At 67.6% G+C, this 19,376-nt stretch carries 18 protein-coding genes; 8 read left to right on the top strand and 10 right to left on the bottom strand.

The genetic code is table 11. The features are described from left to right. Positions 1-53: 53 nt before the first annotated feature. The 4 genes from VJ673_RS15900 to VJ673_RS15885 all read left to right on the top strand — a co-directional run bounded on the left by VJ673_RS15900 (position 54) and on the right by VJ673_RS15885 (position 4,187). A complete protein-coding gene (locus VJ673_RS15900; RefSeq protein WP_324127117.1) occupies positions 54-821 on the top strand; it encodes an enoyl-CoA hydratase-related protein in 768 nt (255 codons plus the stop codon). Then, positions 818-2,344, top strand: coding sequence for a 3-hydroxyacyl-CoA dehydrogenase (locus VJ673_RS15895; protein ID WP_324127116.1), 1,527 nt, complete (start codon positions 818-820; stop codon positions 2,342-2,344). Before VJ673_RS15900 ends, VJ673_RS15895 begins: the two co-directional genes overlap by 4 nt. Positions 2,345-2,368: 24 nt before the next feature. Further along, a complete protein-coding gene (locus VJ673_RS15890; protein WP_324127115.1) occupies positions 2,369-3,571 on the top strand; it encodes a 3-oxoadipyl-CoA thiolase in 1,203 nt (400 codons plus the stop codon). A gap of 184 nt (positions 3,572-3,755) precedes the next feature. Continuing rightward, the gene (locus tag VJ673_RS15885; protein WP_324127114.1) at positions 3,756-4,187 is read left to right on the top strand and encodes a cupin domain-containing protein; all 432 of its coding nucleotides are present in this window, start codon (positions 3,756-3,758) and stop codon (positions 4,185-4,187) included. A 16-nt stretch (positions 4,188-4,203) separates the two neighbouring features. Here VJ673_RS15885 and VJ673_RS15880 read toward each other — a convergent pair whose 3' ends face one another. Beyond that, positions 4,204-5,592, bottom strand: coding sequence for an MBL fold metallo-hydrolase (locus VJ673_RS15880; protein ID WP_324127113.1), 1,389 nt, complete (start codon positions 5,590-5,592; stop codon positions 4,204-4,206). Between the two features lie 223 nt (positions 5,593-5,815). On the opposite strand from VJ673_RS15880, the gene VJ673_RS15875 reads away from it, so the two are divergent. The 3 genes from VJ673_RS15875 to VJ673_RS15865 all read left to right on the top strand — a co-directional run bounded on the left by VJ673_RS15875 (position 5,816) and on the right by VJ673_RS15865 (position 9,903). Continuing rightward, a complete protein-coding gene (locus VJ673_RS15875; protein ID WP_324127112.1) occupies positions 5,816-7,918 on the top strand; it encodes an ATP-dependent helicase in 2,103 nt (700 codons plus the stop codon). A gap of 207 nt (positions 7,919-8,125) precedes the next feature. Next, entirely contained in the window at positions 8,126-8,542 is a 417-nt protein-coding gene (locus VJ673_RS15870) for a CopG family transcriptional regulator (RefSeq protein ID WP_324127111.1), read from the top strand. 32 nt (positions 8,543-8,574) lie between these two features. Then, positions 8,575-9,903 carry an extracellular catalytic domain type 1 short-chain-length polyhydroxyalkanoate depolymerase gene (locus VJ673_RS15865; RefSeq protein WP_324127110.1) on the top strand — a complete coding sequence of 443 codons (1,329 nt, stop codon included), beginning with the start codon at positions 8,575-8,577 and terminating at the stop codon, positions 9,901-9,903. 77 nt (positions 9,904-9,980) lie between these two features. On the opposite strand, the gene VJ673_RS15860 is transcribed toward VJ673_RS15865, so the two are convergent. Beyond that, the gene (locus VJ673_RS15860) at positions 9,981-10,850 is read right to left on the bottom strand and encodes a hypothetical protein (RefSeq protein ID WP_324127109.1); all 870 of its coding nucleotides are present in this window, start codon (positions 10,848-10,850) and stop codon (positions 9,981-9,983) included. Between the two features lie 130 nt (positions 10,851-10,980). Then, positions 10,981-12,183 (bottom strand): ammonium transporter, encoded by a 1,203-nt coding sequence (locus tag VJ673_RS15855; protein WP_324127108.1) that lies wholly within the window; start codon positions 12,181-12,183, stop codon positions 10,981-10,983. A 360-nt stretch (positions 12,184-12,543) separates the two neighbouring features. On the opposite strand from VJ673_RS15855, the gene VJ673_RS15850 reads away from it, so the two are divergent. Next, a complete protein-coding gene (locus tag VJ673_RS15850) occupies positions 12,544-13,536 on the top strand; it encodes a DMT family transporter (RefSeq protein WP_324127107.1) in 993 nt (330 codons plus the stop codon). Here VJ673_RS15850 and VJ673_RS15845 read toward each other — a convergent pair. The 7 genes from VJ673_RS15845 to VJ673_RS15815 form a co-directional block, all read right to left on the bottom strand. Next, positions 13,533-13,811, bottom strand: a complete 279-nt coding sequence (locus tag VJ673_RS15845) for a hypothetical protein (protein ID WP_324127106.1) — start codon at positions 13,809-13,811, stop codon at positions 13,533-13,535. The genes VJ673_RS15850 and VJ673_RS15845 overlap by 4 nt on opposite strands. A gap of 155 nt (positions 13,812-13,966) precedes the next feature. Continuing rightward, a complete protein-coding gene (locus VJ673_RS15840) occupies positions 13,967-14,560 on the bottom strand; it encodes an NADPH-dependent FMN reductase (RefSeq protein ID WP_324127105.1) in 594 nt (197 codons plus the stop codon). 99 nt (positions 14,561-14,659) lie between these two features. Continuing rightward, entirely contained in the window at positions 14,660-15,046 is a 387-nt protein-coding gene (locus VJ673_RS15835; RefSeq protein ID WP_324127104.1) for a DoxX family protein, read from the bottom strand. A gap of 109 nt (positions 15,047-15,155) precedes the next feature. Continuing rightward, positions 15,156-16,574: a pyruvate kinase gene (pyk, locus tag VJ673_RS15830; protein ID WP_324127103.1), complete on the bottom strand. Its 1,419-nt coding sequence runs from the start codon at positions 16,572-16,574 to the stop codon at positions 15,156-15,158. A 71-nt stretch (positions 16,575-16,645) separates the two neighbouring features. Next, positions 16,646-17,044, bottom strand: coding sequence for a GlcG/HbpS family heme-binding protein (locus VJ673_RS15825; RefSeq protein WP_324127102.1), 399 nt, complete (start codon positions 17,042-17,044; stop codon positions 16,646-16,648). A 32-nt stretch (positions 17,045-17,076) separates the two neighbouring features. Beyond that, the gene (locus tag VJ673_RS15820; protein WP_324127101.1) at positions 17,077-18,345 is read right to left on the bottom strand and encodes a glycerate kinase type-2 family protein; all 1,269 of its coding nucleotides are present in this window, start codon (positions 18,343-18,345) and stop codon (positions 17,077-17,079) included. Between the two features lie 125 nt (positions 18,346-18,470). Beyond that, positions 18,471-19,355 (bottom strand): 2-hydroxy-3-oxopropionate reductase, encoded by an 885-nt coding sequence (locus VJ673_RS15815; RefSeq protein ID WP_324127100.1) that lies wholly within the window; start codon positions 19,353-19,355, stop codon positions 18,471-18,473. Between the last annotated feature and the right edge of the window lie 21 nt (positions 19,356-19,376).

Genomic DNA, 19,376 nt, shown 5'->3' with positions numbered 1-19,376 from the left:
CTATCTTGGAACTATGCCCTCGCAGTGGGGCGTCCAGGATGGGAGCAATTGCGATGAGTGTGATCATCGAGCAGCCTATGGAACGGGTTGCACGGATTCGTCTGAACCGGCCGGAAGTGCGCAACGCGCTGAACCAGGAGACGCGCGCGCAGCTCGCGGCGGCCTTCGAGCGCGTGGGCGCGAACCCGGACGTGCGCTGCGTTGTGCTCGCGGGTTCGGACAAGGTCTTCGCCGCCGGCGCGGACATTCGCGATCTCTCCGAGCGCAGCGCAGTCGAGATGATGCTGCGGAACACCCATCGCCTGTGGCAGGCGATCGCCGACTGTCCGAAGCCCGTCATCGCCGCCGTCAACGGCCTCGCGCTCGGTGGCGGCTGCGAGCTCGCGATGCACGCGGACATCATCGTCGCAGGCGAGGGCGCGGCCTTCGGTCAACCCGAGGTGCGCATCGGCATCATGCCCGGCGCCGGCGGCACGCAACGGCTGACGCGCGCCGTCGGCAAGTTCCGCGCGATGAAGATGGTGCTGACCGGTCAGCCCGTGAGTGCGCGCGAGGCGCTGGAAATGGGGCTCGCGAGCGAGGTCGTGGCGGACGGCGAGGTACAGGCGCGGGCGCTCGAACTCGCCGCCGAGATCGCCGCACTGCCGCCGCTCGCGGTCATGCAGATCAAGGAAGTCGTGCTCGCCGGCCAGGACGCGTCGCTGGATGCTGCGCTGACCCTCGAACGCAAGGCATTCCAGTTGCTCTTCGCCAGCGCGGACCAGAAGGAAGGCATGCATGCCTTCCTCGATAAGCGCAAACCGGAATACGTGGGGCAATGACGATGTTCGATGCGAACCGTAACGATCTCCTGCTCAGTGTCGTCGGCACCGGCCTGATGGGGCGCGGCATCGCGCAGATCGCGGTGCAGGCCGGCATTCGCGTGCTGCTGCATGACGTGCGTGCGGAAGCCGGCGCCGAAGCGCGCGACGCGATCGCGCAGACGCTCGCGAAACTTGCCACGAAGGGAAAAATTTCCACCGAGGACGCGCAGGCCGCAACAGGTCGCCTCGGGATCGCCGAGTCCCTTGATGCGCTGGCGGACTGCAACGTGGTCGTCGAGGCGATCAGCGAGAACCTCGAAGCGAAGTGCGGACTTTTCCAGCGTCTGGAGGAGGTCGTCAGCGAGCGCTGCATTCTCGCAACGAACACCTCGTCGCTGTCCGTGGCTGCGATTGCTGACGCGTGTCGCCTGCCCGGGCGCGTCGCGGGCTTCCATTTCTTCAGCCCCGTGCCGCTGATGAAGCTCGTCGAAGTCATCGACGGCGCACTGGGCGAGCCGCCAGTCGGCGACGCGCTGATGGCACTCGCGCGCCGCATGGGGCACACGCCGGTGCGGGCGAAGGACTCACCGGGCTTCATCGTCAATCATGCCGGACGCGGTTTCACCACCGAGGCGCTGCGCATCCTCGGCGAAGGCATCGCGGCGGTCGCCGACATCGACCGCATCCTGCGCGACGCGGCGGGCTTCCGCATGGGCCCCTTCGAGCTGCTGGACCTCACCGGGCTCGACGTGTCGCACCCGGTGATGGAGTCGATCTACGACCAGTACTACCAGGAGCCGCGCTTCAGGCCGTCGCCGATCACGCGTCAGCGCCTCGCGGCCGGGCTCCTCGGGCGCAAGAGCGGGCGCGGTTTCTACGTCTACCGCGACGGCAAGGCCGAGCCGGTAGCCGAGGAGGCGCCGCCCCCTAAGAACGCGACCCCGGTCTGGCTGAGCCGCCGCAACGGGCCCGCAGCCGAACGCGTCGCAGCGCTGCTCGACCGGCTCGATGCACGGCGCGACCGGGGCGACCGTCCCGGCATTGACTCGCTATGCATCGTCCTGCCGCTCGGCGAGGATGCCACGACCGCCGTGCTCGCCGAAGGGCTGGACCCCGCCCGCACGCTCGCGCTCGATCCGCTCGGCCTTGACGGCCGCCGCACGCTGATGCGCACGCCACTGACTTCACCCGCGATGCGCGACGCCGCCCGCGGCGTCTTTGCCGCCGATGGCACACCCGTCACCGTGATCAACGACAGCCCCGGCTTCGTCTCGCAGCGCGTGCTCGCGACCATCGTCAATATCGGCTGCGACATCGCCCAGCAACGCATCGCGACACCCGAAGACATCGATCGCGCCGTCACGCTCGGCCTCGGCTACCCGAAAGGCCCGCTCGCGCTCGGCGACGCCCTCGGCGCCCCGACCGTGCTCGCGATTCTCGATGCGATGCACGACTTCTACCGCGATCCCCGCTATCGCCCCAGCCCCTGGCTCGTCCGCCGCGCCCGCCTCGGCGTGTCGCTGCTGACGCCTGAAGACTGACCCCGCGTCCACAGAGGAGACCCCATGCTCGACGCCTATATCTACGATGGCCTGCGCTCGCCGTTCGGCCGCCATGCCGGCAAGCTCGCCGCCGTCCGCCCGGACGACCTCATCGCGACCGTGATGCGCGAACTCGTCGCCCGCTCGCCCTTCCGCGCCGAGCAGATCGAGGACGTGATCCTCGGCTGCACCTCGCAGGCCGGCGAGGACAGCCGCAACATCGGGCGCAACGCGCTGCTCGCCGCTGGCCTTCCGCCCTCGGTGCCGGGGCAGACCGTCAACCGCCTGTGTGCGAGCGGCCTCGCCGCCGTGCTCGACAGCGCCCGCGCCATCAGCTGCGGCGAAGGCGAGCTGTACCTGGCCGGTGGCGTCGAGAGCATGAGCCGCGCCCCCTTCGTCGTCGGCAAAGCGGAGTCGGCCTACAGCCGCGAGTTCAAGGTCTTCGATTCGACGATCGGCGCGCGCTTCCCGAACCCGCAGGTCATCGAGCAATACGGCAACGACACGATGCCTGAGACCGGCGACAACGTCGCGGCCGAGTTCGGCATCTCGCGCGAGGACTGTGACCGCTTCGCTGCCGCCTCGCAGATGAAGTACGCCGCCGCGCGCGAAGCCCGCTTCTTCGAGGACGAGATCCTCCCGATCAGCGTCCCGACCGGCCGCAAGACGCCGCCCATTGTCGTCGCCGAGGATGAGCACCCGCGCCCCGACACGACCTACGAGACGCTTGCGAAAATGCGGCCACTCTTCGAAGGCGGCGTCGTCACCGCCGCCAACGCCTCGGGCATCAACGACGGCGCCGCGGCGCTGCTGCTCGGCAACGCCGCGGTCGGCGAGCGTGCCGGCGCGAAGCCGATCGCGCGGATCCTCGCCGGTGCGGCGGCCGGCGTCGATCCGCGGATCATGGGCGTCGGCCCGGCCTTCGCGATCCCGAAGGCGCTCGAACGCGCCGGCATCACGCTCGCCGACCTCGACCTTATCGAGATCAACGAAGCCTTCGCGTCGCAGATGCTCGCCTGCCTCAAGCTGATGAAGGTCGCCTCCGACGACTCGCGCGTGAATCCCAACGGCGGCGCGATCGCCCTCGGCCACCCGCTCGGCGCGTCCGGGGCGCGCCTCGCGCTCACCGCCGCGCGCGAGCTGCAGCGGCGCAACGGCCGCTACGCGGTGCTCAGCCTGTGCATCGGCATGGGGCAGGGCCTCGCGATGGTGATCGAACGGGTGTGAGTCCGACCCTCTGATTCCCCCTCTCGACCTTCGGCGCCCGTTTTGCACTCTCCTCCCTCAGGGCGCCGAAGTTTGATCCGGCTCGGTGACTCGGCTGTCACCCAGCAATCCACCGAGCCGGCTTTTTTTGACTACGCTGATGGAGTCGCGGCCGATGTGCCGCAGTGCCGGGCAGGAGAGCTCCATGCCGAGTCACAACACCCCATCCACCCCCACCGTCGCCGCTGTCCGCCCCGACCGCGAAGTCCTCACCCGCCAGCGCCTGCCGTATTTCGTCGGGATTTCCGGCGAGACCGTCGGCAGCCGCGGGTTGTCGATGCACATGGTCGTCATCCCGCCCGGCGGTGTCGCGGCCGCGCATAGTCACCGCGGCTACGAGACCGGGATCTACGTGCTCGAAGGCAGCGTCGAGACGCGCTACGGTCCGGGCCTCACCGAACGCGTCGTGACGAGCGCGGGCGAATTCCTCTTCATTCCGCCGGATGTCCCGCACCAGGCGATCAACCTCAGCGACAGCCTGCCGGCGCGCGCGATCGTCGCCCGCAACGATCCGGCCGAACAGGAGAACGTCGTCCCCTACGACCCCGCGCAGGACGAGGGCTCAAGTACGCCTTGAATCGCGGCGGCCGGGATCACAGGGGGATGGTCTGCATGTAGGCGGCCTCCGTCACCGTCGCGTGGAAGCTCGCCTGCAGCCGCTGTTGCAGCGCGTCCATCGCCTGCGGTTCGCCGTGGACGAGGACGACGGGTGGCCGGCCCTTGATCCGGCCGTACCACTGGACGAGACCGTCCTGATCCGCATGGGCGGAGAGGCCGCCGACCGTGTGGATGCGCGCTTTGACCTCGACCTCGTCGCCCCACAGGTGGATATGCCGCGCCCCGTCGACGAGCGCCCGGCCGGTCGTGCCCGCAGCCTGGAAGCCGGCGATCAGGACATGGGCGTTTTCCCGCCAGACGTTGTACTTCAGGTGATACCGGATCCGGCCGCCTGTGCACATCCCGCTTCCGGCAATGATGATCGCGCCCGAGCTGATCTCGTTGATTCGCATCGAATCCTCGGTGCTGCGGCTGACCTTGAGGTTCGGCAGCTCCAGCGGTGCGGCGCCCTTCGCCTGCCACCGGAGGGCGTCGACGTCGTAGACCTCGTCGTGACGCGCGTACACCTCGGTCGCGCGGTTCGCCAGCGGGCTGTCGAGAAAGATCTGCCAGTTGCCCAGTTTCCAATCGTCGAAGTGCTGATGAAACGCGTAGAGGAGTTCCTGGGTGCGGCCGACCGCGAAGGCGGGGATCAGGATATTGCCCCGGCCGCTATCGGCGCTGCGAATGATTTCGCCGATTTCCGCCCAGGTCTCCGACCACGGCCGATGCAGGCGGTCGCCATAAGTGCTTTCCATCACCACCAGGTCGGCCTTGTCGACCGTTTCGGGGTCGCACAGGATCGGCGCGTCACGATGGCCCAGGTCGCCGGAGAAGATGACGGTGCGGGCGCGCTCACCGTCGCCCAACTTCAACTCGACGATGCTCGAACCAAGAATGTGGCCGGCATCGAGGAGCGTCAGCCCGACGCCGCTCAGGATCTCGGTCGGCGTGCGGTACTCGAGGGGAACGAAACACTTCACGGCCCGCCGCACGTCGTCCGCGTCGTAGAGCGGCTCGATGTCCGCCTGATTGTGGGACTTCCTCTTTCGACGCTCCCACTCGGCTTCCCTTTCCTGCAGGTAAGCCGCGTCCTCCAGCAGGATCGCGCAAAGGTCGGCAGTCGCGCGGTGCGTGAAGATCGGCCCCTTGAAACCTTGCTTCACGAGCAGCGGCAGGCGCCCGGAATGGTCCAGGTGCGCATGCGTGAGGACCACCGCGTCGATGTCCCTGGGCGAGAAGGGGAAGGGCGCGCGGTTGTGACGCTCGTGTTCGTGACTGCCCTGGATCAGTCCGCACTCGACCAGTATCCGATGGCGCCCAGTCTGGACGAGGAAGCAGGAGCCCGTGACTTCACGGGTCGCCCCATAAAAAGTGATGTTCATTGCGGTCTCCGAGCGGCCCTTGTTACGTTTTCAGCTTAACGCCATGACGGGGCGGCTGCGTTGATGTGCGTCACACGGCGGGGCATGGGTTGCGTGACTGAGGTGCCGGACAGCGGGCGCTTGCCCCGAGGGGGAAGACTGTATATAAATATACTCAAAGTCGTATTGCCTCCCGCGTCGTCCGTTTTTCCCGCAGCTCTCCGCAGTCCATATCCCGCATTCCATGTCCCGCATCGACCAAGCCGACGACGAAGTCCAAACGGCCCATTACCTGTCCCGTCTCAACGACGCCCAACGCGAGGCGGTCCGCTACGCGGTCGGCGAGGCGGCGGCGCCCGACGATGGCGCGCTGCTGGTGATCGCCGGCGCGGGCTCGGGCAAGACCAACACGCTTGCCCATCGCGTTGCACACCTGATCGTCCATGGCGCGGACCCGTCGCGCATCCTGCTGCTGACCTTCTCGCGCCGCGCCGCCGACGAGATGATCCGGCGCGTCACGCGCATCGTCGGTCAGGCGACAGCGGGGCGGCCGGGGACGGGCGAAGTCGAGCTGCCGTGGGCGGGTACTTTCCACAGTGTCGGCGCGAAGCTGCTGCGCGACTACGCGGGCCGCATCGGCCTCGATCCGGGCTTCACGATCCACGACCGCGAGGACTCGGCGGACCTGATGAACATCGTGCGACACGAGCTCGGCTTTTCGGCGAAGAACAAGCGCTTCCCGATGAAGGGCACCTGTCTTTCGATCTATTCGGCGGCGGTGAATACGCAGGCGGAAATGGCTGCACTGCTGCTGCAGTCCTTCCCCTGGTGCGCGATGTGGCAGGCGGAGCTGCAACAGCTCTTCCTCGGCTACGTCGAGGCCAAGCAGGCGCAGCAGGTGCTCGACTACGACGACCTGCTGCTCTACTGGTCGCAGATGGTCGCCGAGCCCGCGCTCGCGCAGGAGCTCGGCGAGCGCTTCACGCACATCCTCGTCGACGAATACCAGGACACGAATCGCCTGCAGGCCTCGATCCTGCACGCGCTCAAACCCGAAGGCCGCGGGCTGACGGTGGTCGGCGACGACGCCCAGTCGATCTACGCCTTCCGCGGCGCGACGGTGCGCAACATCCTCGACTTCCCCGGCCGCTTCACGCCGCCCGCGCGGCAGGTGACGCTCGACCGCAACTACCGCTCGACCCAGCCCATCCTCGCCGCCGCCAACGCCGTCATCGCCCGGGCGAAGGAACGTTTCACGAAGGACTTGTGGAGCGAGCGCCAGTCCTCGCAGCGCCCGCGCCTCGTGACGGTGAAGGACGACGCCGACCAGGCCAACTTCATCGTCGAGCAGGCGCTCGAGCGGCGCGAAGCCGGCATGAAGCTCAAGTCCCAGGCGGTGCTCTTCCGCGCCTCGCACCACAGCGCGCGGCTGGAGGTGGAACTCACGCGGCGCAACATCCCCTATGTGAAGTTCGGCGGGCTGAAATTCCTAGAAGCTGCGCACGTGAAAGACGTGCTGGCGGTGCTGCGCTGGGCGCAGAACCCGCGAGACCGCGTCGCCGGCTTCCGCGCGCTGCAACTCCTTGCCGGCATCGGCCCGAAGACCGCCGCGCGCGTGCTCGACAACGTCGCGGGCGCGGCGCCGGGCTGCGCGCTCCTTGCCGAGCAGCCCGTGCCAGAAGGTGCGTCCCAGGGCTGGCAGGAACTCGTGACGCTCGTCGAGAACCTTGCGCAACGCAGCGCGCCCTGGCCCGCGACTTTCGAAGCGGTCTGCCGCTGGTACGAAGAGCCCATCGCGCGGATCTACGACGACGCGCAGATCCGCCAGGGGGACATCGACCAGCTCGCGCGCATCGCCGCGACCTACCCGAGCCTCGAACGCTTCCTCACCGAGCTCACGCTCGACCCGCCCGATGCGACGAGCGACCAGGCCGGCGTGCCGCTCCTCGACGAGGACTATCTGAATCTTTCGACGATCCACTCGGCGAAGGGGCGCGAATGGGGTGCCGTCACCATCCTCAACGTCGTGGACGGCTGTCTGCCGTCGGACCTCGCGACCGGCAGCAGTGAGGAGATCGAGGAGGAGCGGCGCCTGCTCTACGTCGCGATGACGCGCGCCAAGGACCATCTCGACCTCATCGTGCCGCAGCGCTTCTACACTTCCGGCCAGTCCCGCATGGGCGACCGCCACGTCTACGGCAGCCGCAGCCGCTTCATCCCGAACTCGATCGTGTCGCATTTCGAGAACCTGGCGTGGCCCCCTGCGAAACCGGGCGAGGAGGGGAGCGCGGCCGCCCCCGCCACGGCGGTCGATCTCGCTGCGCGCATGCGGGCCATGTGGCGCTGAGGCAGCGCCGCCCCTAACGGCAGCCGCTTTCGCCGACCTCGCCTGACTCCCGGCCCGGCTGGCCCTCCACGAGGGTTGCCGGCGCCCATCCCGTCTTCCTTCAAGGCCTTTCGTTCAACAAAAGGCCTTGACTTCCCGCGCCGATGATCCAGACTAACATCCACATGGATGGTAAATGGATGGTTTGTGGATGGCGAGGAGATGGTCATGAGCGTGCACGAACTGCGTCCGAAAGCGGGCGATACGACCGAGAAGATCACGATCAACCTGGGCGTCGTGGACCTCGGGCAGATCGATCTATTGGTACAGGAGGGTTTTTATTCGAACCGAACCGACCTCATCCGCACGGCGATCCGCAATCAGCTCGCCGCGCATAACGAAGTCATCCGCGACACCGTGGCCCGCAAGGCCTTCGTCCTCGGGCTGCAGCATTACACGCGCCGGGACCTGGAGGCGGTGCAGGCAGCCGGTGAGCGGCTGGAAATCCAGGTGCTCGGTCTCGCGAGTATCGCGGCCGACGTAACCCCCGAACTCGCGCTGGCGACGATCGACTCGATCGCCGTGCTCGGCGCGCTGCACGCCAGCGCAGCGGTCAAGGCGGCGCTGGGTGATCGAATCAAGTGACTGCGATCGCGGCCCACAAGGAGATTCAAGCAATGAACGCGAGACTCAATCCCGACCTGCTCGAAGCCACGCGGCTGACGCGTGCCGGGCAACTGGCGGAAGCGACCGCGCTGATCCAGCGCGCGTTGGGCGGCGGAATCGTTCCGCCGTTTGCGGCGCGTGGCGAGAGCGCGCGCAGGTCGGACACTAGCCAGGCTGCCGAGCCGGCACTCGAAGGCAGCTGCCGCGTCGTCGACATCGGCCCCTTCATCGCCGACCCCGACGAGCGGCCCGCCCAGCGCGACTGCGATGACGCTGCACTGGCATCCGGCCCGGCCGCAAGGCAGCCATTCGCGCCTGCCTCGGGGCTCGGAGCGGCACTGCATGAAAAGCTGTTCAAGTTTCGTGGCCCCTTGCCTGTGTTCGAGCCCGACATCGGCGGCGGGGTGCCGGATGCGCTGCCCGACGGCGCGCGCTTCATCACCGGCTCCTTCACGAATCCGGCCGGCACGCGCAGCTACAAACTCTACGTGCCGAGCGGCTACCACGGCCAAGCCTTGCCGCTAGTCGTCATGCTGCATGGCTGCACGCAGAACCCCGACGATTTCGCGGCCGGTACGCGGATGAACGAACTGGCCGAGAAGGAACCCTGCCTCGTGCTCTATCCAGCGCAATCGGCAGGCGCGAACCCTTCGAAATGCTGGAACTGGTTCAAGCCTTCGGACCAGCAAGCGGGCCGCGGCGAGCCGTCGCTGATCGCGGGCATGACGCGCGAGATCGCTGCGAGCTACAAGGTCGACGCGGGGCGTATCTACGTTGCCGGCCTCTCGGCGGGCGGGGCAATGGCGATGACGATGGCGACGACCTATCCCGATCTGTACGCCGCGGCCGGCGTCCATTCCGGCTTGCCGCACGGCGCGGCGCATGACCTGCCGTCGGCACTCGCAGCTATGCAGCAGGGGAGCAAGCGAACTGCTGCGCCGGCATCCGCCGCCTCGCGGCCGGTGCCGATCATCGTCTTCCACGGCGACCGGGACACGACGGTTCATCCGCGCAATGGCGAGCAGGTGATCGGACAGTGCGTGGCGTCCGCCGCACGCCCCGGCTCCTCGGGCGCGGGCGCGAAGCCGCGGGCCAATGTGCAACGCGGCCAGGTGCCGAGCGGCCGCGCCTATACGCGCACGACGTATCACCATGCGGAGGGCGCGCCGCAGGTCGAGCACTGGACGATACATGGCGCGGGTCATGCGTGGTCCGGCGGCAGCGCGCACGGCTCTTATACCGATCCACAAGGACCGGACGCCACGAAGGAGATGCTGCGCTTCTTCCTTGCCCACGCAGGCGAGCAAAAGCCGGCATCGAGCACCGGATCTCCGGCCTAGCCTGGGACTGAGTTTCGACGACGCACACGTCGCCCCAAACTCATGCGGCGACTTGGCGGCAGCCCTCTCGCCCGGCCTTACCCTCGGGTCGCCATGTAACGCGCGAACAATTCCTCATGCAGGGCGCGCAAGGCCTTCTGCTTGGCGGCGACTTCGTACTGGCGGCCCTGGCGCTCCAGATTCTGCAGCTGCATGACGACCCGAGCGGCCTGTTCCGCGGGCCCGTTCGGCGAGGTCCGGGCGTCGTGCAGCGCCGCTCCGAGGCCGGGGTCGGAGAGCTGAGCCCAGGCGGGAAACCACGCGAATTCGCTGTCGTCGCCGGCGTCGAAGTGGCGGTCGAAGTCGCGCAGCAAGCGCGCCAGCGAGGGCGAGGCGATCCCCCGCGCGAGGACCGCGAAGTCCGCCGGAGCGAGCCATGCGAGCTCGGCCAGCAGCGGCCAGGCCGCTTCCAGGCCGTCAAGTTCGAACGCGATCCGGCCCATCCATGCCAGCGGCCGCGGGAAGCTGCGCCATGACGTTATCGTTTCGACGGCGGCGCGCGCCCGCTGCCACTGGCGCATGCGGAGAAGGACGCTCGCCGCGTGCGCATCGGGGAATTCGGGATCGAAGGGCAGCGCCGACAGCGCCGCGGCGAGCGCGGACCACAGCGGCGCCAGCCATTCGTCGCCCTTTGCGGGGCCGAACACCTGCACGGCAGCGGGAGCGACTTCGTGGTCGATGAGCTCGACCGCCGCCTGCGCGGCCGCCGTGTCGGCAACCGGCCGCCGACGGCGCCCGATCTGGCCGAGCAGGACTGCCGCGGGGCCAAGCAGTGCGTCCTGCGGATACTCAGCGGCGAGCCGCGCGCGGGCCCTGCGGCCGGCCGCCGCGTCGCGGGCGCGCAGTGTGTCGATAAGCTTGTGGCGGAGGATGACGCCGCGGCTGTCGGCGAACATATCGAGTTGCATGAAGCGGGCCGTGGGGCGTTTAGGCAGCGTCGGCGAATGATAGGCGTTTTTCGGCCGCCATAAAGAAAATGGCGCGACCGAGGCCGCGCCATTTTCGTCAGATCGACTCAGCGGTCGTTTTCGAGACGACTCACCAAGAGGTCTCGTGTTCCGCCGTTGCCGACACCTTGTGCAGCGAGATATCGGCGCCCATGAACTCCTGTTCCGGGTCGAGGCGGATGCCGACGGTCGCACGAATGGCGCCGTAGATCACCGTGCCGCCAACCAGCGCGATGACAATGCCGGCGAGCGTGCCGACGATCTGCGCGCCGAGGCTGACGCCGCCGATACCCCCGAGCGACTGGCTGCCGAAGATGCCGGCGGCGATGCCGCCCCAAGTGCCGCACAAGCCGTGCAGCGGCCACACGCCGAGCACGTCGTCGATCTTCAGGCGGTTCTGGGCGATGGTGAAGAGTTGCACGAAGAGCACACCGGCGATCGCGCCGACGACGAGCGCACCAATCGGGTGCATCAGGTCGGAGCCGGCGCAGACGGCGACGAGGCCGGCGAGCGGGCCGTTATGCACGAAGCCCGGGTCGTTGCGTCCGGCGGCGAGTGCGGCGAGCGTGCCGCCGACCATCGCCATCAGCGAGTTGATCGCGACGAGGCCGTTGGCGGTTTCCAGGCGCTGCGCGCTCATCACGTTGAAGCCGAACCAGCCCACCGCGAGGATCCAGGCGCCGAGCGCGAGGAAGGGGATGCTTGACGGCGGATGCGCGGCGATGGCGCCGTTCTTGTGGTAGCGGCCGCGGCGGGCGCCGAGCAGCAGCACGGCGGGCAGCGCGATCCAGCCACCGAAGGCATGCACGACGATGCTGCCCGCGAAGTCGTGGAACTTGGCGCCGAAGGCCGCTTCCAACCAGCCCTGGAAGCCGAAGTTGCCGTTCCAGATCACGCCTTCGAAGAAGGGGTAGAGGAAGCCGACGATGAAAAAGGTGGCGATGAGCTGCGGCACGAAGCGCGCGCGCTCGGCGATGCCGCCCGAGATGATCGCCGGGATCGCGGCGGCAAAGGTCAGCAGGAAGAAGAACTTGACCAGTTCGTAGCCCGAGTCCGCCACGAGCTTGTCCGCGCCGACGAAGAAGGTCGTGCCGTACGCGAGGCCGTAGCCGATGGCGAAGTAGGCGACGGTGGACATTGCGAAGTCGCTGAGGATCTTCACCAGCGCGTTGACTTGGTTCTTATTGCGGACGGTCCCGACTTCGAGGAAGGCGAAGCCGGCGTGCATTGCGAGCACCATGATGGCGCCCAGCAACACGAAAAGGACGTCCGCTGAGGTCTTGAACTGCTCCATTAATGTGCTCCAGTGGCTGAACTGGTGCATAAAAGCAATGGATGTGCCAGATTTCGAAGTTTGTAAAATCAAATAGTTACAAATTTGATGCACGAAAATGCGGCGCTGAAAGCACGGTACTGGTGCATCCGGTCTTGGAAAGCGCACCGATAATGTGCGCAGATGTCCAAGTTGGGGCCTCGAAACGGTGCGCGTCAGTCAACCGCGGCCTGCATTTACGGTTTTAGAACGATTGTCGGCAAAAATGGGATAAGTTGCGTACAATAATGTCTCAGCTGACATGTTAGCCGCCCGCTCACGAGCGCGGTTTCGTGAAGCCTTTCGTCAATCCTTTTCGTTTACGCATCCGTCGACGTCTCCATGAATCGCAACCGAAGCCTACTTCTCGCCAGCGCCGCGATGATCCTGATGTCCGTGATCTGGGGCTACAACTGGGTCGTCATGAAGCAGGTGAATCGCTACGTCGCGCCCTTCGATTTCTCCGCACTGCGTACGCTGATCGGCGCGCTGGCGCTCTTTGTCGTGCTGGCGGTCCGACGCCGTTCGCTGCGCCTGGTCGCGCCGCTGCCGACGCTGTGGCTGGGCCTGCTGCAGACGGCGGCCTTCACGGGGATGATCCAGTGGGCGCTCGTGAGCGGCGGGGCGGGCAAGACGGCGGTGCTCGTCTACACGATGCCTTTCTGGCTGATGCCGATGGCGTGGATGTTCCTTGGCGAGCGCATGCGCGGTGCCCAGTGGCTCGCGAATGGTGTCGCACTGGCAGGGCTGGTGCTCGTGCTCGAGCCGTGGGAGATGCGTGGAGGCGCGATGAGCACCGTGCTCGGCCTGGCCGCGGGCTTCGCGTGGGCGGCGAGCGCGGTCGTCGCGAAGCGGTTGCGCGCCGGGTCGGAAGTCGATCTCCTATCGCTGACCGCGTGGCAGATGCTGCTCGGTTCGCTCGTGCTGTGCGCGATCGCCTGGATCGTGCCGTCGGAGCCGGTGCGCGTGACGCCGTATTTCATCGGTGCACTCGCCTATAACGCGCTGCTCGCGACGGGGTTCGCGTGGCTGCTGTGGCTGTACGTGCTCGATCGCTTGCCGGCCGGGATGGCCGGCCTGTCCTCGCTCGCAGTCCCCGCGATCGGAGTGCTGGCCGGATGGATGGAACTGGGCGAGCGCCCGTCGCTCGCCGAGGGCGCCGGCATGCTGCTGATCGCGGTTGCGTTGTTGGCGATCAGCGCGCTGGCAATGCGCGGTCGGGGACGACTCCGCCCCGCGACGGAAGCCGTGAGAAGCGGACAATCATCGCCATCGCCGCAGGGGGCGTCTGCCGTGAAAGCCCGAGCCGCCGGCGAGTGCCCGGAAGCGCGTTAGCGCAGGTTTTCGGACGTGAACAGCACGACCTGGTCGGCGACGAAGTTCACCTGGATGTGCCGCTCGTCATTGCCCCATTTGCAGGTCTTCACGGCGAGGACGTCGCTGCACTTGTCGGGCGCGCCAAGCACTTGCTTGACCTCTTCGTAGCGCATGCCGACGCGGATCTTGTCGTAGTTCTCGACGGTGAGGCGGTTGCATCCGGCGGCCAGCGCGGCGGCAGCCGTGAGGGCGATCAACGAGAGGCGGCAGAGTCGGGGCGTAAGCGGTTTCATGAATAAGATGTAACACAGGCTTCGCCGATCGGTCACGAATATTTCGTATCCGTTTTCCAGCCTTCGGATTCCTGCGCGAGCCTGTGGCGGACTGCTGTGCAGAAGCTCTTGCGACGTGCCCGGCAGCGCTTCGGGGCGCTGCCGGTGTCGGTGGATCAGCCGCCCGTCGCGAGCTTGGCCGCAAGCCGCGCAACCGACGCGCCGACGCCTTCGACCGAAGCGCGCACCCGTGCATCGACAAGTTCGCCCTCGGCATCGAAGGCCGAATCGGCCTTCGGCACGCCGACCTGATCGGGAACGACGAGGAAGCCGAGGTTCGACAGGTATTGCCGGCAGTGCTGCAGCGAGCGCATGCCGCCGAGCGCGCCCGGCGAGGCGGCGACCATGCCGGCAGGCTTGCCGCGGACATGGATCGTGCCGGGTTTGCCCGAGCCGTCGGGAATCGGGCGCGACAGCCAGTCGAAGGTGTTCTTCACGAGCGGCGGAAAGAAGCCGTTGTACTCGGGTGTCGCGAGCAGCAGGCCATGGTGCTCGGAGAACAGGCGCTGCAGGCGTGCCGCGGCGGCGGGGATGCCTTCGGCGGCTTCGAGGTCGCCGTCGTAGAGCGGCATCTCGTTGTCGCGCGGCTCGTAAACCGTCACCGTCGCGCCGGCCTGTTCGGCCCCGCGGACGAGAATCTTGAGCAAGCGGCGATTCAGGGATTCGCGGCGGGCGCTGCCCGGCATGGCGAGAAGTCGGATCGTCGTCACGGCGTCATTTCCTCCTGGAGGTCGCTGGGGGACTCGCGCGTACCCGTCCCGCGCCGCCGCGTGCTGCGGCCGGGGTCGGACACGTCTGCGGCAATGGGATCAGGCTCGATGAAGCAAGGTTGCATCGACACTGTAACTGCCCGGGCCGTGAACGGCCAGGAGCAGCATCCCGCCGGCCATCGCGATGTTCTTCATGAACATGATGGCCTGCATCTGGTCGGCGAAATTGGTGTGGAAGAAGAGCGCCGCGAGAACCGTGAATCCCGCCAGAGCGAGGGCGGCGAGGCGGGTGAAGAGGCCGATCAGGACGGCCAGCCCGCCGCCGAGTTCGGTCATTATGACGAGCGGGAGCAGCATGCCCGGTAGCCCGGCCGACGCCATGTACTGCTGGGCCCCCGCGTAGCCGGGACCGAGCTTGCCCCAGCCGGCGACGAGGAAGATCAGGGCGATCATCAGGCGTGCTGCAAGCGTGACCGTGTCTTTCATGTTGTTCTCCTTGGACGCGGATGCGGGAGAGACTGTTACCCCATGTAGTCGACCGGCGACACGTGCGCTTAGTGCCCGAGACTGCCGAAGCGGCCGCGGGCACGATGCTTCACTGAGGGATCTTCACGACGTGCAGCAAGTTCGTGCTGCCGCTGCGGCCGAAGGGGAGTCCTGCGATGATGACGACGTCGTCGCCAGGGCGCGCGAACTCGTGGGTGACAGCGGCGGTCTGCGCGTGCTCGACCATTTCGGCGACGTCATGGACGTCTTCGAAGGGCACCGGATGGACGCCCCACACCAGCGCGAGGCGGCGGGCTGTCGTGAGCTGCGGCGTCAGGCCCAGGATCGGCGTCGCCGGGCGCTCGCGACTCGCGCGCAGGCAGCTGAAGCCGCTGCTGGAGTAGGCGACGGTTGCGGCCGGCGAGAGGAGCGCCGTCACGCGCCGCAGCGCGCAGCAGATCGCGTCCGGCGTGTTCGACTCGGGCGGCACGTGGCTCGCTTCCAGGCTCGTGCGCCACGCGGGGTCCTGTTCGACCTGGCGGATGATGCGGTCCATGATCGTCACCGCTTCGACCGGGAACTGGCCGGAGGCCGATTCGGCTGACAGCATCACCGCGTCGGCGCCGTCGTAGATCGCGGTGGCGACATCGGAGGCTTCGGCGCGGGTCGGCACCGGCGACACGATCATCGATTCGAGCATCTGCGTCGCGACGACGACCGGCCGGCCGGCGGCGCGTGCGCTGCGCACGATGCGTTTCTGCAGCATCGGCACCTGCTCGGGCGGCAATTCGACGCCGAGGTCGCCACGCGCGACCATGACGCCGTCGGCCAGTGCGACGATCTCGTCGAGGCGCTCGATCGCGGAGGGCTTTTCGAGCTTGGCCATAATCCACGCTCGCTCGCCGATGATCTCGCGTGCTTCCCGGATGTCTTCGGGGCGCTGCACGAAGGACAGCGCCACCCAGTCGACGCCGAGCGACAGACCGTAGTCGAGGTCGGCGCGGTCCTTCGCCGTCAGCGGTGAGATCGGCAGCACGACGCCGGGGACGTTCACGCCCTTGCGGTCGGAGAGCGCCCCGCCGACCAACACCGTGGTGTCGGCGAAATCCGGACCGAAGGCATCGACGCGCAGGCGCAGCTTGCCGTCGTCGAGCAGCAGTTCGGTGCCCGCTTCGAGCGCGGCGAAGATCTCGGGGTGCGGCAGATTCGCGCGGGTCGCATCGCCGGGCGTCGGGTCCAGGTCAAGCCGGAAGCGTCGGCCATTTTCGAGCGTCACCTTGCCGCCTTCGATCGTCCCGATGCGCAGCTTCGGCCCCTGAAGGTCCATCAGCACGCCGATCGGGCGGCCCGTCTCGCGTTCGATGTCGCGGATCAGACCCAGCCGCGCGGCATGGTCGGCGTGGCTGCCGTGGCTGAAGTTGAGGCGGAACACGTCCGCGCCGGCCTCGACCAGCGCGCGGATGCGCTCGGGGGTGGAACTGGACGGGCCGAGCGTCGCGAGGATGCGCGACTGGCGGTGGCGTCTCATGGGTGTCTCCTCCTTGTTCTGTAGACGCGTCGGGCGGGAGTCATTGTTATCCGCCCGACGTTTCAGATTGATTAGGCGAGGGCGGCAATGCCTGCGCGGGCAATCTGCGCGTCTTCCGGCGCCTTGACGCCCGAGACGCCGACCGCGCCGATCACGGTGCCGTCGATGATGATCGGCTCGGCACCTTCGAGCGTCGCCACCGGCATGTGGAGTGCCGCGAAGCGACCGCCGTTGACCATGTCTTCCAGCGCTTTCGTGGGCTTGCCGGACAAGGCGCTGGCGCGGGCCTTGTCCGGGGCGATCGTCGCGCTCATCACCGGGGCGCCGTCCATGCGCTGAAGCCACAGCAGGTGGCCGCCCGCGTCGCAGACGGCGATGCTGACTGCCCATTTGTTGTTGACGGCCTCGGCTTCAGCGGCAGCGGCAATGCGCTTGACGTCGTCGAGGGTGAGGGCTTTGATGGTCTTCATGGTGACTCCGTGATGCAGGAAAAATGCGCCATTCAGCGAATGAGAATGGCGCGGAAATCGTTGACGTTGGTGAGCGTCGGACCGGTCACGAGCGAGTCGCCGAGCGCCTCGAAGAAGCCGTGGCCGTCGTTGTTCGCGAGGCTGTCGCGCGGGCGGATGCCCTGCGCCCAGGCGCGTTGCAAGGTGTCGGGAGCGACGAAGGCCCCGGCGATCTCCTCGAGCCCGTCGACGCCGTCGGTGTCGCCCGCAACCGCATGCACGCCCGGTTCGCCGTCGAGTGCGACCGCGAGCGAGAGCAGGAATTCGACATTGCGCCCGCCCCGGCCGTTGCCGCGCACCGTGACCGTGGTCTCTCCACCGGACAGCAGCACGCAGGGCGCGGCGACGGGCTGGCGATGGCGGCGGGCCTGCAGCGCGATCGCGGCCATCACCTTGCCGACGTCGCGCGCCTCGCCTTCGATGCTGTCGCCGAGCAGGACCGGCGTGTAGCCGGCACAGGCGGCGATCTTTGCGGCGGCTTCGAGCGCCATCTGCGGCGTCGCGACGAGCGTCGTCGTCACGCGGGCGAGGCGGGCATCGCCAGGCTTCACGGTCTCGCCGGCACCGCTGTCGAGCATCGCCTGCGCGGCCAGCGGCAGGTCGATGCCATAGCGGCGGACGATCTCGAGCGCGTCGACGCAGGAGGTCGGATCGCCGACCGTGGGGCCGGAAGCAATGTCGATCGGGTTGTCGCCGGGGACGTCCGAGATCAGCAGATTGACGACGCGGGCCGGATAGCAGGCGGCGGCGAGACGGCCGCCCTTGATTGCGGAGAGATGGCGGCGCACGCAGTTCATCTCCGAGATCGTCGCGCCGGATTTCAGCAGCGCGCGGTTGATCGCCTGTTTGTCTTCGAGCGTGATGCCTTCGGCCGGCAGCGGCAGTAGCGCCGAGCCGCCGCCCGAGATCAGGCAGATCACGAGGTCGTCTTCGGTGAGGCCTTGCGCGGTCTCCAGCATCGCCCGCGCGGCGGCGAGGCCGGCGGCGTCGGGCACCGGGTGCGCGGCCTCGACGATCGTGATGCGCTCACAGGGCACGGCGTAGCCGTAGCGGGTCACGACGAGACCGGACAACTCGCCCGGCCAATGGCGTTCGAGCGCCTGTGCCATCGCGGCGGACGCCTTGCCGGCGCCGATGACCACGGTGCGGCCTTTCGGGGCCGGGGGCAGATGGCGCGGAATGCAGCGCTCCGGCTGGGCGGCGTCCACCGCGGCGGTGAACATCTGGCGCAGCAGGGCGCGGATGTCGTCTTCAGTGGTCATGGCAGGATCCGTATGCGGGAGGGGCGAGGTGTTTGACCGCGAGGGGGGCGGATGTTCTCCCGCGAGCCCTGCGGGGAACATCCGGTATTACGCGTATTGCCTTGGAGCGATCAGCTAGCAACCACTTACTGGCCGATCTCGAAGTTCGCCATCTTCTCCAGCGCCTGCACCATCGCCGAGTGATCGCGGCCGGCGCCGCCATGCGCTGCGCAGGCGTTGAAGAGTTCCTGCGCAGTCGCGGTGTTCGGCAGCGACATGCCGACCTGGCGCGCGACGGTGAGCGCGAGGTTCAGATCCTTCTGGTGCAGCTCGATGCGGAAGCCCGGATCGAAGGCGCGCTTGATCATCCTCTCGCCATGCACTTCGAGAATGCGTGACGAGGCGAAGCCGCCCATCAGCGCCTCGCGGACGCGGGCCGGATCGGCGCCGTTCTTCGCGGCGAAGAGCAGCGCCTCGGCAACCGCCTCGATGTTCAGCGCGACGATGATCTGGTTGGCGACCTTGCAGGTCTGGCCGTCGCCGTTCTTGCCGACCAGCGTGATGTTCTTGCCCATCAACTGCAGGATCGGCAGCGCCTTCTCGAAGGTCGAGTGCTTGCCCCCGACCATGATCGACAGCGTCGCAGCCTTCGCGCCGACCTGGCCGCCCGAGACCGGCGCGTCGAGGTATTCGCAGCCGAGATCGTTGATCTTCTGCGCGAACTGCTTGGTCGCGACCGGGCTGATCGAGCTCATGTCGATCACGGTCTTGCCCGGGGCGAGGCCCGCTGCGACGCCGTTCGCGGCGAAGAGCACGGCTTCGACGTCCGGGGTGTCGGGCACCATCACGATGATGAAGTCCGACTTCTCGGCGACTTCGCGGCCGGTTTCGCACACCGTCGCGCCGGCGTCGATGATCTGGCGCGGCGTCTTGCCGTGGGTGTTCACGAACAGCGTGTGGCCGCCGTCGATGAGGTGCTGGGCCATCGGCGCGCCCATGATGCCGAGTCCGATGAATCCGATGTTTGCCATGATGTGTTCTCCTTTATGTGT

This window comes from Aromatoleum sp. (assembly GCF_035254505.1).
Lineage (GTDB): Bacteria > Pseudomonadota > Gammaproteobacteria > Burkholderiales > Rhodocyclaceae > Aromatoleum.
The sequence above is the reverse complement of the archived record's forward strand: the minus strand, read 5'-3'. Positions and strand labels throughout refer to the sequence as shown.

Bases quoted from the DNA above. Each gene is read 5' to 3' on its own strand.
- VJ673_RS15900 (WP_324127117.1), top strand. From the start codon at position 54: ATGAGTGTGATCATCGAGCAGCCTATGGAACGGGTTGCACGGATTCGT.
- VJ673_RS15895 (WP_324127116.1), top strand. From the start codon at position 818: ATGACGATGTTCGATGCGAACCGTAACGATCTCCTGCTCAGTGTCGTC.
- VJ673_RS15890 (WP_324127115.1), top strand. From the start codon at position 2,369: ATGCTCGACGCCTATATCTACGATGGCCTGCGCTCGCCGTTCGGCCGC.
- VJ673_RS15885 (WP_324127114.1), top strand. From the start codon at position 3,756: ATGCCGAGTCACAACACCCCATCCACCCCCACCGTCGCCGCTGTCCGC.
- VJ673_RS15880 (WP_324127113.1), bottom strand. From the start codon at position 5,592: ATGAACATCACTTTTTATGGGGCGACCCGTGAAGTCACGGGCTCCTGC.
- VJ673_RS15875 (WP_324127112.1), top strand. From the start codon at position 5,816: ATGTCCCGCATCGACCAAGCCGACGACGAAGTCCAAACGGCCCATTAC.
- VJ673_RS15870 (WP_324127111.1), top strand. From the start codon at position 8,126: ATGAGCGTGCACGAACTGCGTCCGAAAGCGGGCGATACGACCGAGAAG.
- VJ673_RS15865 (WP_324127110.1), top strand. From the start codon at position 8,575: ATGAACGCGAGACTCAATCCCGACCTGCTCGAAGCCACGCGGCTGACG.
- VJ673_RS15860 (WP_324127109.1), bottom strand. From the start codon at position 10,850: ATGCAACTCGATATGTTCGCCGACAGCCGCGGCGTCATCCTCCGCCAC.
- VJ673_RS15855 (WP_324127108.1), bottom strand. From the start codon at position 12,183: ATGGAGCAGTTCAAGACCTCAGCGGACGTCCTTTTCGTGTTGCTGGGC.
- VJ673_RS15850 (WP_324127107.1), top strand. From the start codon at position 12,544: ATGAATCGCAACCGAAGCCTACTTCTCGCCAGCGCCGCGATGATCCTG.
- VJ673_RS15845 (WP_324127106.1), bottom strand. From the start codon at position 13,811: ATGAAACCGCTTACGCCCCGACTCTGCCGCCTCTCGTTGATCGCCCTC.
- VJ673_RS15835 (WP_324127104.1), bottom strand. From the start codon at position 15,046: ATGAAAGACACGGTCACGCTTGCAGCACGCCTGATGATCGCCCTGATC.
- pyk (WP_324127103.1), bottom strand. From the start codon at position 16,574: ATGAGACGCCACCGCCAGTCGCGCATCCTCGCGACGCTCGGCCCGTCC.
- VJ673_RS15825 (WP_324127102.1), bottom strand. From the start codon at position 17,044: ATGAAGACCATCAAAGCCCTCACCCTCGACGACGTCAAGCGCATTGCC.
- VJ673_RS15820 (WP_324127101.1), bottom strand. From the start codon at position 18,345: ATGACCACTGAAGACGACATCCGCGCCCTGCTGCGCCAGATGTTCACC.
- VJ673_RS15815 (WP_324127100.1), bottom strand. From the start codon at position 19,355: ATGGCAAACATCGGATTCATCGGACTCGGCATCATGGGCGCGCCGATG.